This is a genomic window from Rhizobium sp. NPDC090279, assembly GCF_044769665.1.
GTDB lineage: Bacteria > Pseudomonadota > Alphaproteobacteria > Rhizobiales > Rhizobiaceae > Rhizobium.
The window spans coordinates 407,344-423,608 of record NZ_JBIVYI010000007.1; the positions used below are offsets into that span (position 1 = coordinate 407,344).

Annotated in this window: 17 protein-coding genes; 2 read left to right on the forward strand and 15 right to left on the reverse strand. The window is 60.1% G+C overall.

Annotation, left to right across the window (positions count from 1 at the left end):
* Window positions 1-74: 74 nt before the first annotated feature.
* The 11 genes from ACIQWP_RS19930 to ACIQWP_RS19980 all read right to left on the reverse strand — a co-directional run bounded on the left by ACIQWP_RS19930 (window position 75) and on the right by ACIQWP_RS19980 (window position 10,854).
* A complete protein-coding gene (locus tag ACIQWP_RS19930; RefSeq protein ID WP_402790911.1) occupies window positions 75-233 on the reverse strand; it encodes a hypothetical protein in 159 nt (52 codons plus the stop codon).
* 161 nt (window positions 234-394) lie between these two features.
* Window positions 395-583: a hypothetical protein gene (locus ACIQWP_RS19935; RefSeq protein ID WP_402790914.1), complete on the reverse strand. Its 189-nt coding sequence runs from the start codon at window positions 581-583 to the stop codon at window positions 395-397.
* Window positions 584-745: 162 nt separating this feature from the next.
* Window positions 746-1,495 (reverse strand): ABC transporter ATP-binding protein, encoded by a 750-nt coding sequence (locus ACIQWP_RS19940; protein ID WP_402790916.1) that lies wholly within the window; start codon window positions 1,493-1,495, stop codon window positions 746-748.
* Entirely contained in the window at window positions 1,492-2,325 is an 834-nt protein-coding gene (locus ACIQWP_RS19945) for an ABC transporter ATP-binding protein (protein ID WP_402790919.1), read from the reverse strand. Before ACIQWP_RS19945 ends, ACIQWP_RS19940 begins: the two co-directional genes overlap by 4 nt.
* Entirely contained in the window at window positions 2,322-3,248 is a 927-nt protein-coding gene (locus ACIQWP_RS19950; protein WP_402790922.1) for an ABC transporter permease, read from the reverse strand. Before ACIQWP_RS19950 ends, ACIQWP_RS19945 begins: the two co-directional genes overlap by 4 nt.
* On the reverse strand, window positions 3,245-4,312 hold the full coding sequence (locus ACIQWP_RS19955; protein ID WP_402790925.1) for an ABC transporter permease: 1,068 nt from the start codon (window positions 4,310-4,312) through the stop codon (window positions 3,245-3,247). Before ACIQWP_RS19955 ends, ACIQWP_RS19950 begins: the two co-directional genes overlap by 4 nt.
* 18 nt (window positions 4,313-4,330) lie before the next feature.
* Window positions 4,331-5,974 (reverse strand): ABC transporter substrate-binding protein, encoded by a 1,644-nt coding sequence (locus ACIQWP_RS19960; protein ID WP_402790928.1) that lies wholly within the window; start codon window positions 5,972-5,974, stop codon window positions 4,331-4,333.
* A 46-nt stretch (window positions 5,975-6,020) separates the two neighbouring features.
* Entirely contained in the window at window positions 6,021-7,079 is a 1,059-nt protein-coding gene (locus ACIQWP_RS19965; protein ID WP_402790931.1) for a dipeptidase, read from the reverse strand.
* A 178-nt stretch (window positions 7,080-7,257) separates the two neighbouring features.
* Window positions 7,258-8,283 carry an ABC transporter permease gene (locus tag ACIQWP_RS19970; RefSeq protein ID WP_402790933.1) on the reverse strand — a complete coding sequence of 342 codons (1,026 nt, stop codon included), beginning with the start codon at window positions 8,281-8,283 and terminating at the stop codon, window positions 7,258-7,260.
* 32 nt (window positions 8,284-8,315) lie between these two features.
* Window positions 8,316-9,857, reverse strand: a complete 1,542-nt coding sequence (locus ACIQWP_RS19975; protein WP_402790936.1) for a sugar ABC transporter ATP-binding protein — start codon at window positions 9,855-9,857, stop codon at window positions 8,316-8,318.
* A gap of 70 nt (window positions 9,858-9,927) precedes the next feature.
* Window positions 9,928-10,854, reverse strand: a complete 927-nt coding sequence (locus ACIQWP_RS19980; RefSeq protein ID WP_402790939.1) for a sugar ABC transporter substrate-binding protein — start codon at window positions 10,852-10,854, stop codon at window positions 9,928-9,930.
* Window positions 10,855-11,223: 369 nt separating this feature from the next.
* Between ACIQWP_RS19980 and ACIQWP_RS19985 the strand changes: the two genes are divergently transcribed.
* On the forward strand, window positions 11,224-11,730 hold the full coding sequence (locus tag ACIQWP_RS19985; protein WP_402790942.1) for a DUF1993 family protein: 507 nt from the start codon (window positions 11,224-11,226) through the stop codon (window positions 11,728-11,730).
* A gap of 71 nt (window positions 11,731-11,801) precedes the next feature.
* On the opposite strand, the gene ACIQWP_RS19990 is transcribed toward ACIQWP_RS19985, so the two are convergent.
* The 4 genes from ACIQWP_RS19990 to ACIQWP_RS20005 all read right to left on the reverse strand — a co-directional run bounded on the left by ACIQWP_RS19990 (window position 11,802) and on the right by ACIQWP_RS20005 (window position 15,500).
* Window positions 11,802-13,370, reverse strand: coding sequence for an alkaline phosphatase family protein (locus ACIQWP_RS19990; protein WP_402790945.1), 1,569 nt, complete (start codon window positions 13,368-13,370; stop codon window positions 11,802-11,804).
* Window positions 13,348-14,331: a UDP-glucose 4-epimerase GalE gene (galE, locus tag ACIQWP_RS19995; RefSeq protein WP_402790948.1), complete on the reverse strand. Its 984-nt coding sequence runs from the start codon at window positions 14,329-14,331 to the stop codon at window positions 13,348-13,350. The genes ACIQWP_RS19990 and galE overlap by 23 nt, the downstream gene beginning before the upstream one ends.
* Window positions 14,332-14,758: 427 nt before the next feature.
* Window positions 14,759-14,968 carry a hypothetical protein gene (locus tag ACIQWP_RS20000; protein ID WP_402790951.1) on the reverse strand — a complete coding sequence of 70 codons (210 nt, stop codon included), beginning with the start codon at window positions 14,966-14,968 and terminating at the stop codon, window positions 14,759-14,761.
* A complete protein-coding gene (locus ACIQWP_RS20005) occupies window positions 14,958-15,500 on the reverse strand; it encodes a helix-turn-helix domain-containing protein (protein ID WP_402790954.1) in 543 nt (180 codons plus the stop codon). Before ACIQWP_RS20005 ends, ACIQWP_RS20000 begins: the two co-directional genes overlap by 11 nt.
* 240 nt (window positions 15,501-15,740) lie before the next feature.
* On the opposite strand from ACIQWP_RS20005, the gene ACIQWP_RS20010 reads away from it, so the two are divergent.
* Window positions 15,741-15,995, forward strand: a complete 255-nt coding sequence (locus ACIQWP_RS20010) for a transcriptional regulator (RefSeq protein WP_402790956.1) — start codon at window positions 15,741-15,743, stop codon at window positions 15,993-15,995.
* Window positions 15,996-16,265 lie beyond the last annotated feature (270 nt).

A 16,265-nucleotide genomic window follows, 5' to 3' on the forward strand; every position in this document is an offset into this window, starting at 1 on the left:
TTTATGTGATGGCGCCGAGATATCGGCCTAACAATCAGTGGCAGCATCGACTGCCACTTCCAAAGGCGTCGCCCTTAGACGACGATGCCGCAAACGATGGCCGCAACGAACAGGAATGCGGCTGAAAACAGGGCGACGTGGATCGCCATCTGAATCTTCTGCCGCGTCTTGGCGGCGCGCTTGGAACCATCGAACTGATTCACATGCGTATTCGACATACCCAAATTCGCCATGTTTGCCTCCGTTCGTTTTTTATATGTCTCGCGGGACAAGCCCGGGACAGACATTCATACATTTCCTATCAATTAGGTAGAGATGAATTTCCGTCCAGCATGCGGCCTGAGAAAAATTAAACCATTGGATTTCGAGGACCCGAAAGATTGGCGATGCGCAATCAGCAAAGAATGCGGCGGGCCCAAATCAAGCTGCGCTCGATGGCGCTGGTATCGGCCGTCTGCTCTTCGGCAGGTCCGGTCTGGCGGCGGCTGTTTTCGTCAGAAAGAGGGGCGGACCGTGCACCTTCCCGCTTCGCCGGAACCGGCGGATGAAGATAGCCCATGGTCATGCCACCCATGAAAAACATGCCTGCCTCCACTTAACGTCTGATCCTTTATCGGGATCACGAAAGTTAACTGCCATTAACGAGATCATGACAGAATTGCGGCAGGTGTCAATAGTCTATACGATTGGTCGTGTTTAGGCGGGCCATTCGTTAATCTGTTGAGGGCGCGAGCCGCCCGTCCGCTCAGGCACGGACGAAGCCCTTGCTGGCGACCATCAGATTGCGCGTGTAATCTTCCTTCACGTCGCCGGCCGCGAGCTCCTTCGCCGTCAGTCTCTCGACGACCGCTCCGTTGCGCATGACGGCCAGGCGCTCGCACATATGGGTGATGACGCCGAGATCGTGGCTCACCATGACGAAGGTCAGATTGCGGTCCTTGCGCACCTGCTCGAGCAGATTGAGCACTTCGGCCTGCACCGAGGCGTCGAGTGCCGAGGTCGGCTCGTCGAGCAGCAGGACGGACGGTTCGACGATCAGCGCACGGGCGATGGCGACACGCTGGCGCTGGCCACCGGAGAGCTGATGCGGATAGCGAAAACGAAAACCGTTCCCCAGGCCCACTTCATCGAGTGCCCTGGCAATTCGCGTCTCTGCGTCGCCGATACCGTGGATCGCAAGAGGCTCCAGCAACAGCCGGTCGATCGTCTGACGTGGGTGCAGGGAACCGTAGGGGTCCTGAAACACCATCTGCACCTGACGATAGAACGTCTTGCTGCGCTTCGCCCCCTTCAGCTGCTCGCCGCCGACGCGGATGGTACCATCGGTAACGGGTGCAAGGCCCGCGACGGCGCGCAGCAGCGTCGACTTGCCGGAGCCGGACTCGCCGACCAGACCGAAGGATTCGCCTCTGTTCACCTCTATGCCGACGGCATCGAGGGCATAATAGCCATCATAGACGACGCTGAGGCCATCGACTGCAAGTGCTACCGTCATGCCGCCCACTCCGGCTTGCGATCGAGCACCGGCAGCGGATGCCGGTTCTCGCCGATGACAGGCATGCAGTTCAGCAGGCCGCGCGTATAGGGATGCTGGGCGTTGTTCAATTCGGAAGCCTTGATCTCTTCCACCACCTTGCCCGCATACATGACGATCACACGATCGCAGAAGGACGAAACCAGCCGCAGGTCGTGCGAGACGAAAATCAGCCCCATGCCGCGCTCGGAAACGAGCTTGTCCATGATCTCAAGCACATCGAGCTGCACGGTGACGTCGAGCGCGGAGGTCGGTTCGTCGGCAATCAAAAGCTCCGGCCCGGCGATCAGCATCATGGCGATCATGACGCGCTGGCCCATGCCGCCCGAGACCTCGTGCGGATGCAGGTTGTAGACGCGGCCGGGATCGCGGATCTGCACGGCCTCCAGCATGGCGAGAGCACGGTCTCGCGCCTCCGCCCTGCTTACCTTTTCATGCGTGCGCAAGGTTTCGGTGATCTGCCGGCCGATGGTCATGACGGGATCGAGCGAGTATTTCGGGTCCTGCAGCACCATGGCGATGCGCTTGCCGCGCAGCGACCGGCGCTCTCTCGCCGAAATCGACAGCAGGTCCATGCCATTGAAATTCAGCGTATCGGCGCTGACGAGCGCGTGCGGTGCCGTCAGACCCATGATGGCGCGGCCGGTCTGCGATTTGCCGGAACCGCTCTCGCCGACGATGCCCAGCCGCTCGCGGCCGAGCGTGAACGACACGCCGCGCACCGCGTCGATGACGCCCGTGCGGGTCGGATAGCGAACCCTAAGGTTGTCCACGGTCAAAAGTGTCGTCATTGCCCGCTCTCCTTCGGATCGAGCGCATCGCGCAGGCCATCGCCGAGCAGGTTGAAGCCGAGGCTGACGACGAGGATCGCAATGCCGGGCATCGCCGCCACCCACCATTGATCGAGATAGTATTTGAAGCCCGTGGCGATCATCACGCCCCATTCTGGCAATGGCGGCTGCGCGCCAAGCCCCAGGAAGCCGAGACCGGCGGCCGTCAGGATCACGCCTGCCATGTCGAGCGTGACGCGCACGATCACCGAGGAGATGCAGAGCGGCATGACGTGGCGGAAGATGATGCGCAAGGGCGAGGCGCCCATGAGCTGCACCGCCGCGATAAAGTCCGAGCGCCGGACCGTCATCGTCTCGGCCCGCGCAAGGCGCGCATAGGGCGGCCAGGACGTGATGGCGATGGCGATGATGGCATTCTCGATGCCGGCTCCGAGTGCGCCGGCGAATGCAAGCGCCAGCACCAGCTTCGGAAAGGCGAGGAAGATATCCGTGACACGCATCAGGATCACGTCGACCCAGCCGCCCATATAGCCCGACATCATGCCGATGATCAGCCCGATCGGCGCTGAAATGATCGCGACGAGCACGACGATATAGAGCGTCCAGCGCGAGCCGTAGATCAGGCGCGACAGGATATCGCGGCCGAGATCGTCGGTGCCGAGAAGATAGCCCGGCGTGCCTGGTGGTTTCAGATAGGCATTCGTCAGATCGCCGATGACGGGCGAATGCGGGGCGATGACATCGGCGAGCGCCGCCACGAGCACGAGCGCGATGATGATGAGCAGCCCGATGACGGCGAGGCGATTGGCGGAGAATTGCCGCCATGTGACGTAGGCTCGCCCGAGTCTTGCCTGCCGGCGCGACTGCGGCCGGTCAGAGAGCAGCCAGTCCCTCAAGCTGGGTTGGGTGGTCTCGACAGTCATTTACGTCGGGTCCTTGGGTCGAGGGTCCGATACAGAAGATCGGAAATCAGATTGATGCCGATGAAAACCGTGCCGACGACGATGGTGCCGCCGAGGACGGCATTCATGTCGGCATTGCGCAGCGAGCTGGTGATGTAGAAGCCGATGCCCGGCCAGGAGAAGACGATCTCCGTCAGCACGGAACCCTCGAGCAGCCCGGCATAGGAGAGCGCGATCACCGTGATCAGCGGCACGGCGGCGCTGCGCAGGGCATGGCCCCAGATCACCCGCGTCTCCGAAAGCCCCTTGGCGCGGGCCGCGACGATATATTCCTGCCCCAGCTCGTTCAGCATGAAGCTGCGCGTCATGCGGCTGATATAGGCGAGCGAGAAATAACCGAGCAGCGACGCCGGCAGGATGATGTGGCGGAAAACGTCCCAGAAGACGTCCCATTGCCCCTGCAGCGCGCTATCGAGCAGGAAGAAGCCGGTAATCGGCGTGAACGTATATTCGTAGGCGATGTCGATGCGGCCTGGATAGGCGACCCAGTTCAGTTTCGCGTAGAAGATGACGAGCGAGACCATGGCCAGCCAGAAGACCGGCACGGAATAGCCGACCAGACCGATGACGCGGACGATCTGGTCGACGATGCTGTTGCGGCGGACGGCCGCAAGGACGCCGAAGGGAACCCCGAACAGCGCGCCGATGATCGTACCGACGGTCGCAAGCTCCATCGTCGCGGGAAAAACGCGCTTGATGTCGTCCATGACCGGATTGGTCGTCAGTACCGAGATGCCGAAATCGCCGCTGAGTGCGCTCAGCAGATAATAGTAGAACTGCAGATAGAGCGGCTGATCGAGATGCATCTCGCGCCGCAGACGCTCCAGCACCTGCTGGGGCGCGTGATCGCCAGCGATCGCGAGTGCTGGATCGATCGGTATGACGCGCCCGATGAAGAAGGTGACGGCGAGAAGGCCAAGATAGGTCGTGACCGCCACGACGAGGAATCGCAGCAGCCCCATGAAAAAGGGAGCGGCACGGCCCTTTTTGGGCCGCGCCTGCATTTTCCGTTCGACAGTGCTCAAAGGACCAATCCTGCCGGACTATCGCTTCGAGACCGGCCAGACGAAGTTGTTGTCGAAGCTGGGACCGAGCTTGAAATCCACAACGTCCTTGCGATAGCCGGCAACTTCCGTCTGCTGATAGAGGATGACGAAGGGGCTGGCTTCAAGGAACTTCTTCTGGATATCCTGATACATCGCCCCACGCTTGGTCGCGTCGCCCTCGAAGAGGGCAGCCTTGGCTTGCTTCTCCAGCTCGGGAGAGGTCCAGGTGTTGCGCCAGACGAGCGTCTTGTTGGTGCTGGTATCGGAATTGTCGTCGTTCGTCGTGAAGGTATCGGCGTTGGAATGGGGGTCCCAATAATCCGGGCCCCAGTTGCCGTAATAGATATCGTGACCGCGGGCGCGATACTTGGTCAGCTTCTGCTTGCCGTCGCCTGGGATGAGCTCCACCTTGATGCCGGCCTGGCCGAGCGTCTGCTGGATCGCGGTCGCAACGCCCGTATCGGGCTCGACGCTGCGCACGTCCATCGTGACGGAGAAGCCATCAGGCAGCCCTGCCTTGGCGAGCAGCTCCTTGGCCTTGGCGACATCGAGCTTGAACGGATTTTCATCCAGCGAGCCGAGCATGCCCTTCGGTTCGAAGGTCTGGTGTATCTCGCCGATGCCCTTGATCAGCGTCTTGCCGATGGCGTCGTAGTCGACCAGATACTTGAACGCCTGCTGCACTTCCGGCTTCGCCAGATTGGGATTCTTCTGGTTGAGGCTCATATAGTAGATCGTGCCCTTCGGCGCGTTTGTCGAAGCGAGCTGGGGGTTCTTCTCGATGGCCTCAAGGTCGGTCGGCGAAAGGTTGCGCGCGATGTCGATGTCGCCGTTCTCAAGCGCCAGGCGCTGTGCCGAGCTTTCCTTCATGAAGCGATAGATGACGCGGTTCAGCTTGGCTTTTTCGCCATAGTAATTGTCGTTGCGCTCCAGCACGACGGCTTCGTTGGCGCGCCATTCGCGCAGCTTGAACGGGCCGGAACCGGCAAAGCCGGTCTTCAGCCAGCTATTGCCGAAGTCGTTGTCATACTTGTAGTCGGCGGTCGGCGTCGCCGGCTTCACATGCTGCAGGACCAACTTCTTGTCGACCACTTCGGCGACGGTCGCCGTCAGGCAGTTCAAAACGAAGCTCGGCGCATAGGGCTTGTCGACGGTAAAGACGAACGTGTTCGGATCTGTCGCCTTGGCCTTTTCCGTCACGTTGTCGCCGTTGAGGCCGAACTGGGTGAGGATGAAGGCCGGGCTCTTGTCGAGCTTGACGACGCGCTCGAATGACCAGGCAACGTCTTCGGCGGTGATCGGATTGCCGGAGGCGAATTTCAGGCCGGGCTTCAGCTTGAACGTATAGGTGAGGTGATCGTCGGAGACGGACCAGCTCTCGGCAATATCGTTTTTGATCTTGGACGTGTCGTTGATGTCGAGGCGAACGAGCAAGCTGTACGTGTTGCCGGTGATTTCGGCTGCCGACAGCTCATAGGCTTCTGCCGGGTCCATGCTCAGAATATCGTCGAAGGCAAAGCCCTCGACCAGCGTGTCCCTGGGCGTCGCGGCATACGCGCTCGGCGCCGCCGTCAGCAGAAGCGAGAGAGCTGCGCCGGCGGACAATAGGCGAAAACTGCGGTTTATCTTGGTAAGCATCATTGTTTTCATTCCCCTTTTTAAACTCTACGCAATATCAGGACGCACTCTACCGGCTGCCTTCCTTCCAAGCGGACGCCAGGACGCGAAGCCAGTTCTCCCTGCACAGCTTTGCTAGATCTGCGTCAGCATAGCCAACGTTCCGAAGAGCGGCAATCAGGTTTTGATTGCCTGCCGCGTCGCTGATCTCAGCCGGAATCGTGGCGCCGTCGAAGTCCGATCCGAGACCGACGCAATCGATACCGACACGTCCCACAAGATAATCGACATGGCGCAGCATGGCCTCGATCGGCGTATTGGCGTCCGAACGCGCATCGTCACGCAGCATGGCCGTCGCATAATTGAGGCCGACGATGCCGCGGCTTTCCTTGATGGCGTCGAGCTGCTTGTCCGTGAGGTTGCGCGCGACCGGTGTCAGCGCATGCGCATTGGAGTGGCTGGCGACCAGCGGCTGATCCGAGATCTTGGCCACATCCCAGAACCCCTTCTCGGTGATGTGAGCGAGATCGACGAGGATGCCGAGCCGATTGCATTCGCGTACCAGCACGAAGCCCGCATCCGTGAGGCCCGGTCCGGTATCGGGAGAGCTCGGATAGGCGAAAGGCACGCCATGGGCGAAGACATTGTTGCGGCTCCATACGGGGCCGAGCGAGCGCAGGCCCGCGGCGTAAAAGGTTTCGAGTGCGACGAGGTCGGCGTCGATCGCTTCGCAGCCTTCCATATGCATGACGGCGGCGAAAATGCCCTTCTCCATGCAATCGCGGATATCAGCGGTGGAGCGGCAGAGCTTCCAGGCGCCGGCGCGGTCGAGCCGCAGCGCAATCGCCGCCATGTCCAGCGCGATATCGAGGGAAGGCGCGCGCTCCAGCGGAACGGCCAGCGGCGTGGCATAATGGCCGTTGCCGTCGGGCTCGGCAAAGACGAGATCCCCGGAGGGGATGTAGATGGCGCAGAGACCGCCGGCGAGGCCGCCCGCCCGGGCACGCGGTGCATCGATATGGCCGCTCGATGTCCCGTCCTTGAATTCGGCGATCGGATCGGCGCCGTCACGGGCGTGATGCCAGAGCCTCAAGAGAACGTCATTGTGACCATCGAATACGGATTGCATCGTCTATCCTGGATGAAGCGCTCAGGGGGGAGCGAATGGAAAGCGGCCAGAATAGAAAAGCTGACAGGATTCGCCATACCCAAATGAAAAAAATTTGCATTTGCATGGAATGGCATCGTCGAATGGAAAAGGCGGGGTAAAAACCCCGCCTCAGGACCGCTGACGATGTTCAGGCGTTTCAGCGCTTGGCCCGCTTCTTCTGGCGGTAGACGTCGATGGCGACGGCGGCGACGATGATGACGCCCTTGGCGATTTCCTGGTAATAGGCATCGACGTTGAGGAAGGTGAAGCCGGAAATCATCACGCCGAGGATGATCGTGCCGATGACCGTCCCGGCAATGCGCCCGACGCCGCCGGTGAGCGAAGTGCCGCCGATAACAGCGGCTGCGATGGCGTCCAGTTCATAAGTCACGCCCATGCCGGCCTGTGCCGTCTGGACGCGGGCGGCGGTGATGATGCCGGCAAGACCGGCCAGAAGCCCCGCGATTGCATAGACCTTGACCAGATGCGCCTCGACATTGATGCCCGACACGCGGGCCGCCTGCACATTGGCGCCGATCGCATAGGTGAACTTGCCGTAGCGCGTGTAGCGCAGCACGATATGAAAGGCGATCGCGATGATGAGGAAGACGACGACGGGCCAGATCCCCGAGCCGATGAAATTGAACTGGTCGGTGAGGCCGGAGATCGGCTGGCCCTTGGTGTAGAGCTTCGACAGGCCACGGGCCGAGACCATCATCCCGAGCGTCGCGATGAAAGGCGGGATCTTCGTCTTGGTAATCAGCTGGCCGTTGATATAACCGGCGGCGAGGCCGATCAACAGACCAATACCGATCGGAATGAAGAAGGGCATGTCGGTCAGCGCCGGATAGACGGCTCGCGCCCATGTCGACGACTGGGCGAAGCTCGCGGCCACCATCGCCGTCAGACCGACGACGGAGCCGGACGACAGGTCGATGCCGCCTGTTATGATGACCTGCGTCACGCCGACCGAGATGATGCCGATGACGGAAACCTGCAGGATCATGATCTTCAGGCGCTGCAGATTGAGCAGGAAGCTCTGGCCGACGAAGATCCAGCCGAGGATCTCGCAGAGGAGCGCGATGCCGATCAGCACCAGGAAGATGCCGAGTTCGGGCGGCACGCGCCGGCGTCTCGGACGCGTCAGCGGCTGCACTGCCGTCTCTGCAACTTTGCTAACCATGGTTCAATCCTCCCTTGCGATGGTTGGCGGCGTCACTGCGCGGCCAGCTCCATCACCTTCACTTGAGTTGCGTCCGCGCGATCCAGGAACCCGGTCACCCGTCCCTCATGCATCACCATGATCCGGTCGCTCATGCCGAGCACCTCGGGCATTTCCGACGAGATCATGATGACGGCGACACCGTTGCGCGCCATTTCGGTGACGAGACGATGGATTTCCGCCTTGGCGCCGACATCGATGCCGCGCGTCGGCTCGTCCAGGATCAGGATGCGGGGATTGGTGAGCATCCACCGGCCGATCAGCGCCTTCTGCTGATTGCCGCCGGAGAGATTTTCGATGCGTTCGTCGAGGTTGGGCGTCTTGACGCGCAATTTCCTCGCCATTTCCTCGCAGGCCTGTTCGATCGAGCCTTCCTGGACGAAGCCGCCGCGCACGAACTTGTCGTGCAGCACGGCCACCTGCATGTTTTCAAGCACGCTGAGGATGAGAAGACAGCCCGTGTCCTTGCGGTCTTCCGTCAGGAAAGCCATGCCGTGGCGGATCGCGGCCGCCGGCGAGGCGATCTCCGTCTTCTTGCCGAAAAGCTCGATCGTGCCGGAAGAGGGTGGCGTGACGCCGAAGATGGTCTCGGCGACATTGGACCGACCGGAACCGACCAGCCCGGCAACACCGAGAATTTCGCCGGCCCGTACCTCAAAGGAAACATTGGAGAAGACGCCATCCAGGCTGAGATCCTTGACCGAAAGGACGGTCTCGCCGATCGGCACCTCCTCCTTCGGAAACATCTGCGTGATCTCGCGGCCGACCATCATGCGGATGATGTCGTCGCGGGTAACGTCGGTCGACGCATGCGTGCCGATATACTTGCCGTCGCGGAACACCGAGAACTCGTCGGCGATCTCGAACAGCTCGTTCATCTTATGGGTGATGTAGACGATACCGATGCCCTCGGCGCGCAGCCCTCGGATGATCTCGAACAGATGCGTCACCTCGCGCTCGGTCAAAGCCGAAGTCGGCTCGTCCATGATCAGCACGTCGGAATTATAGGAGACCGCCTTGGCGATTTCGACCATCTGCCGGTTCGCGACGGAAAGCTCGCGCACCTGGATTTCGGGATCGATGGAAATGTTCAGGCGCTGAAAGAGTTCTTCGGTCTTGCGGCTCATCTCGGCGTGGTCGACGAAGCCGAAGCGGTTCTTCGGCTCGCGCCGTATCCAGATATTCTCCGAAACCGTCATGAAGGGCATCAGGTTCAGTTCCTGATGGATCATCGCGATACCGTTTTCCAGCGCGTCGAGAGGCGATTTCAGCCTGATTTCGACGCCCTTGAGGCGCACTTCGCCCTGATCGGGAATGTAGATGCCGGCAAGGATCTTCATCAGGGTCGACTTGCCCGCGCCGTTTTCGCCCATCAGCGCATGCACGGTGCCCCGCTTCAGATGAAAGGAAACATCGTCAAGCGCCAGCACGCCGGGAAATTCCTTGCGGATGCCTTCCGCGCTCAGCAGATAGGCGGCGTTGGGGACAGCGCCGCTGGCGCGCACCGCCGCCATGGTGGATGGGCTCACAACCATTTTTCCCTCCCGGGCAGATCGGATTTCAAAGGATGCGGGCAGAGCCCGCACCCGTCGATCACTCTCGTCATCAGTTCTTCTTGACGAAGTCCTTGACGTTGGCCGGCGTGACGAGCTGGAAGGGAATATAGACCTTCTTCTCGATCTTATCGCCCTTGGCGAGCTTGAGCGCTGCGTCGACTGCGCCCTTGCCCTGGCCGGCGGCATCCTGGAACACGGTGACCTTCAGGTCGCCGGCCTGCATGGCGGCAAGCGCATCCTGCGTCGCGTCAACACCGGCAACGACGATCTTGTCCAGCGACTTGCCGGAAGCCTTCAGTGCCTGGATGGCGCCGATCGCCATTTCGTCGTTGTTGGAGATGACGGCATCGAATTCGACACCGCTGGAGAGCCAGTTGCTCATCAGGTCGGCGCCCTGTGTACGCTGCCAGTTGGCGGTCTGTTCCTGAACGATCTGGATGCCCTTGCACTCGTCGGTCGCCACGACGTCATGGACGTCCTTGGTGCGCATGCGGGCAGCCTGGTTGGAGAGTTCGCCCATCATGATGACGGCCTTGCCCTTGCCACCCAGCAGCCGGCACACTTCCTTGGCTTCCAGCGTGCCGGATTCCTGCTCGTTGGAGGCGACGAAGGCCTGATTGTCCGGGAGGCTGTCGACGTTTGCCGGCTCGCGGTTGACGTAGACGAGCGGGATCTTGGCATCGGCGGCGAGCTTGGAAATGGCAGCCGTCGCGTCGGTATCGACCGGATTCACGATGATGGCATCGACCTTGCTGGCGATGAAGTTCTGGATCTGGCTCTGCTGCTTGGCAATATCGTTCTGGGCGTCCTCGACCTGCAGCGTCACGCCCTTGTCCTTGGCGTAGTCCTGCATGCCGTTGCGCAGAACGGTCAGAAAGTTATCGTCGAAGAGAGCCATCGAAACGCCGATGGTTTGGGCGTGGGCAGCGGTCGACAGCAAAAGGGCCATCGCAGAGCCAAGGATAAATTTCTTCATGTTTTCCTCCCAGATATGGTGCCCGGCCGCACCCCTCCTAAATACCGGAACCCCCAGTCTCGACCGCGGGGCCTTTATTCAATTCGACCGTCACTCCCATGACGGTTATTTTGAAAACGGAACAAACAAACCGTAAAATTCATTATGCGGAATATTCATTCCATTTTTCAATGCAAAGGTCAACACCAAATTCTGGCCACGCCCCGGAACCGGCAAAGACGAGTTTTCTCGTCTCTGCCGCTGCAAGAATCGACGGTCGAACCTACATACGGGCACCCGATGCGATGGAACGGTCATTCCATCGGCACTGGAACGGAATAGAATACAGACGACCAACCGGCCGCGCCGCGGCCAGCAACGGAGAACACCATGCCCTCGATGTACAGTTTCTCGGTCCCCATCTTTCAACGCGGCCTGCAAAACCTGTCGGCCTATCTCGACAAGATCGAAGCCCATGCCGCCGAGACCGGCACGGCGCCGGACGAGCTCGTTTCCGCCCGCCTGATCGATGACATGCTGCCGCTTTCCGGTCAGTATCAGCGCGCCTCCGATACGGCGAAGCTGACCATCGCCCGGCTGGCCGGCATCGATGCGCCGCGCTTCGATGACAACGAGACGACGGTCGCGGATCTACGCGACCGCCTGACGAAGACACAGGATTTCCTGGCGACGATCACACCGGCCGCGATGGAGGGCAGCGACACGCGGGAGGTGACTGTCTCGCCGGGCGGCAACAAGATCGTCTTCTTGGGCGAGGACTATCTGGCGAAATTCGCGCTGCCGAACTTCTTCTTCCACGTCACCACGGCGCACGACATCCTGCGCAGCCGCGGGCTGGCAGTCGGCAAGCTGACCTATCTCGGATCGTTCAGCTAAGGAGCAATATCAGGAAAAGTGCGCAGCGGTTTTCCGTCCGGAATTGCGTAAAAACAAATGACAGAAGTCACTCAGGGCCGGCGCGAAACCGGCCCTTTTTCCGTCAGCTCCGTATAGGCAAGCGTCTGGTCCAGATGCTCTGCCCGAAGCGAGAGAAGCTTTTCGGCATAGGCCAGCCTGGTCGCCATATAGGCACCGTCCTCGGCAACGTTCGAAAGCTCCGCCGGGTCCTTGGCGAGATCAAAGAGCAGCGGCGGAAGACCGGCGCAATGGACATATTTGAAGCGCTGGTCGCGTACGACGGCCAGATTGCAGGCATTGGAGCGCAAGCCGAAATGCCGTTCGGGAATGGCCTCGGCGATATCGCGGAAATCGAACTCCCAGAAGGCGGCATCGCGCCAGTTCGCCGGTTCGAAGCCGGAGAGGAACGGCAGCAGGCTTTCGCCGTCGACATGGTTTGCCGGCGCGACACCCAGCCGGTGGCACAGGCTCGGGAAAATATCCGCCGCGCTGGTGAAATGCTCCACCTGCCGGCCATACGTGGCAGGCTGGCGAGGATCGCGAACAACGAGCGGGACATGATAGCTGCCGTCGAAGAAGCCGCCCTTGCCGAGCATCCAGTGATCGCCCATCATCTCGGCATGATCCGACGTGAAGACGATGACCGTATCGTCCCAGGCGCCTGCATCCTTCAATGCCTGCCAGATTCGACCGAGCTGCACGTCGACTTCGGCAATCATGCCGTAGTAGATGGCGCGGATCGCCGAAAAATCCTCCGAGGTCCACTCGTTGATGGAGCCTTTGCCGCCATACATGAAGCCGCCCTTGCCGATCAGCGGCAGGCCGAAGGCGATCAGCGGATGCGATGCCATTTCCGTCTCGCGATCGGCAGCGCGCGCAAAGGCCGGGCCGTCGGCGGCCGAGAACATGCGGTTATAGGGTTCCGGCACCGAGAAAGGCGGATGCGGCCGCAGGAAGGAAACATGCGCGAACCAGGGCGCGTCCTGCTCTCCGAGCCAGCGGATGAATTCGCCCGCCAGAAAGGCCGTCTGCGTCTCGTCCTTGGAATAGGCGGGCGCATTGTTGGAGATCTCGCCGGGCTCGGCACCGACGGGAATATGGATGTCGCGGCTGACGGCACCGGCATGACCGCGCGAGCGCAGCCAGGAGAGCCACTGCTTCTCGTGTTCGGGCAGGAGCTGCCGCGGCGTAAAGCCCGGCAACACGCCCTCATAGGTCGTCAGATGCGGATCGTGCGGGTCTCTGCTGCGCGGATCGGGAGCCGTGTCCGTATAGCCGAACAGCGTCGGATCGTAACCGGCCCGCCGCGCCGCGAGCGCGACATTGTCGAAACGGGCATCGAGCGGCGAACCATTGCGGCAAACGCGGTGGTTCATCTGGTACAGGCCGGTATAGAGCGTCGCCCGCGCCGGCGAACAGGGTGCGGCACCGGCATAATGCCGGCGGAAGAGCACGCCTTCTCTTGCCAGCGCATCGACATTCGGCGTCTTCACACACTCGTGTCCGACGGCGGAGAGGCAGTCCCCCCGCCACTGGTCGGCCGAAATCAGCAGGACGTTCGGGCGCTTGCCCCCAACGCCGGCCGCGTAAGAGGGCTCAGTGCTGGTTGGATTTGGCATGCCAGTTCCATGCGGATTGAATGATCTCGGTCAGGTCGTATTGCGGCGACCAGCCAAGAATATCGCGCGCCTTGTCGTTGTTGGCGACAAGCGTCGTCGAATCGCCCTCGCGACGGCCGACATATTCGACCGGGAACGGCCGGTTGGAGACGGTCTCGATCGTGCCGAGCAGCTCCTTCACCGTCGTCCCTGTGCCGGTGCCGAGATTGAGCGCGACGGAATCGCCGCCACGCAGAAGATATTCCACGGCACGCACATGGGCGTCGGCGAGGTCGAGCACATGGATGTAATCGCGCACACAGGTACCGTCGCGCGTGTCGTAGTCGCTGCCGAAGACCTTGAAGCCCTGACGACGACCGAGGGCGGCATCGATGGCGAGCGGGATCGCATGGGTTTCCGGCGTATGCCACTCGCCGATGCGTCCCTCGAAATCGGCGCCGGCAGCGTTGAAATAGCGCAGCACCACGGAGCGCAGCCCCTTGTACTGGTCGTAATCGGCAAGCGCCTGCTCGACGATGTATTTCGTGCGGCCGTAGGGGTTGATCGGCACCTGCTGGTGGCTCTCGTCGAGCGGCACGCTCTGCGGCAGGCCATAGGTCGCGCAGGTCGACGAAAAGACGAAGGCTTTCACGCCCGCCGCCTGTGCCGCCGAAAGCAGCGTCAGCGTGCCAATGACATTGTTCTCATAGAAAGAGACGGGGTCCTTGACGGACTCGCCGACTTCAATCAGCGCGGCGAAATGCAGGATGGCGGCAGGCTTGTGCTTGGCGAGGACTTCATCGAGGCGCGCCCGGTCGCGAATATCGCCTTCCTCGGCCGGACCCCATTTGACGAATTCGCGATGACCATTGGAGAAATTGTCGTAGACGACGGGCTGAAAACCCTTGTTCGCCAGATCCAGACATGTGTGCGAACCGATATAGCCGGCGCCTCCGACCACAAGAACCGTTTCCCCTGCCATAGCCATCCCTTCTCAACGATGTACTGCCCAAGCACACAGGATCGTGCTTGATCCGAGGCGTAGAGTTAGAGATCTCTAGACGAGTTGCAAGGTTGGAAAATGACTTAGGGTGCAATGCAGCACCAAACTGTCATCCCTTTCAATCTCTCGCGAATGATAATTTTGGATGGTTCCTGGTCGGCGCTGATTGGTATCCTGCAAAAAATGTTGATGCATTTAATGTTGTCAGTTCCTTATCCAAAAACTGACCTAGGTCACACGTCGACGCTAATTCATACTGATCGCATATTCTGCGGGTTGAATGGTTCGAGTGATCTTGTCGTCGGTCATCTGCTTTCGTATTCGTTTTCGATCCAGAAGACCGTTGAACCAACGCCAGAAGCACGCCATGGGTAGCCCATCCTCGTTTGCCAAAAAAGCTCCGGGCCTAAGCCCAACCGACATGCTCTTGCTTTATCCGCTTGAGAAACAGATCCATCCAGAACCGGTACTCAGGCCCGCGATCGAACCAGGCCTCAAGCGTGCACCAGGCAACCGACGTGGTGCCGTCCTTGCCATGCCGGTCGATTGCTGCCTTGATTGCTTCGGCATCGCTCAGGGATTCCCAGCCGTCGACAATGGTATAGTCAGTGCTCATGCTCTTCTCCTTCGGTTTGATCGGTTGCTTCCGCATCCTCAGATGCCCCCTGCCCCGCCATATCGTCGTCATCGCCGGTCAGGACCTGGATCAGGGCAAAGGTTCGGGTTCTGAGTTTCGGTGGAAGCCGCAGGATCTCCTCGACGAAGCGGCGGCCTTCGCTTGTTGCCAGGTAAGCGATCCGCTCGTCGATCTCAGGCAAGCCACCATTCACTAGTTCTGATCCAACTTGGGGCAGGCCGTCATAGAAGCGGGAGATTGGAACGTTCAGGCAGTTGGCGATCTCGTAGAGCACCGAGGCGCTCATGCGGTTCTTGCCGCTCTCGTATTTCTGGATCTGCTGATAGCTCAGGTCCACCTTATGGCCGAGTTCGGTCTGCGACAGGTTGGAATGGATCCGGATGATCCGAAGCTGCTGGCCGACATGACGGTCGATTGGGTGGATCGAGGGGGTGTCTGGAATAACACCCATACCCCGGACGGATTGTCGTTGCGGATGTCCGGCCAATGCTTTCGTCACTCGATCATGCATCGATGGATTTCTCCGTATTACTCATTGCCGACCGGACAACCCATATCTTCGTTGCCGTTGGACTACCGAAGGCCGGCATTTGGGGGGGTGGCCGCAAAGTCGGAGAGCGGGCGTAGTTCCATAGACTGCCGTCGATGCACGTGCCGTTTGTTGCCACCGTGCCTCGCGAAAGATAAGTTATAGATCAATACCATAGTTAACTTTTGTTTTCAATATCCAACTTTCGAAAAAAGAAAGTTTATGCTCAAACCACCTCAATGCCGCGCTGCCAGAGCGCTGTTGAACTGGACTCAGAACGACCTCGCTAAGCAAACCGCTATAAGCGCGGTTTCGATACGTGCATTTGAGAAAGGTGGCGAGATGCGCGAAAGCAATCTTCGGCTCCTGAAGCTGACCTTCGAGGCCGCAGGGGTCATTTTTCAAAATGAAGGTGAAATGATTCAAGGTGGACTTGGTGTAAGACTACGCGCTGTCGCTGATGATGATCAGCACTAGACTCAGTTAATCTCATTGGCGGCAAAGGCGTGTCCACATACTTTCCTGCCGCTAGCATGTTGTTTAACAAATCTATTTTGACCTACACCGTCAAATCATCGCCTTGAGATCCCATCGGAGATTCGAACCGACAACCACGTCATTGCCCCTACCTGAACTCCCGCGTCTTCACCCTGATTTTACTGACTTACAGGCGGGAAATGATGATATTGCGCGAACAGTGGCCCTCCGGCAATCAAGATAACGCTGGCGACCGATGATGAAACTCAT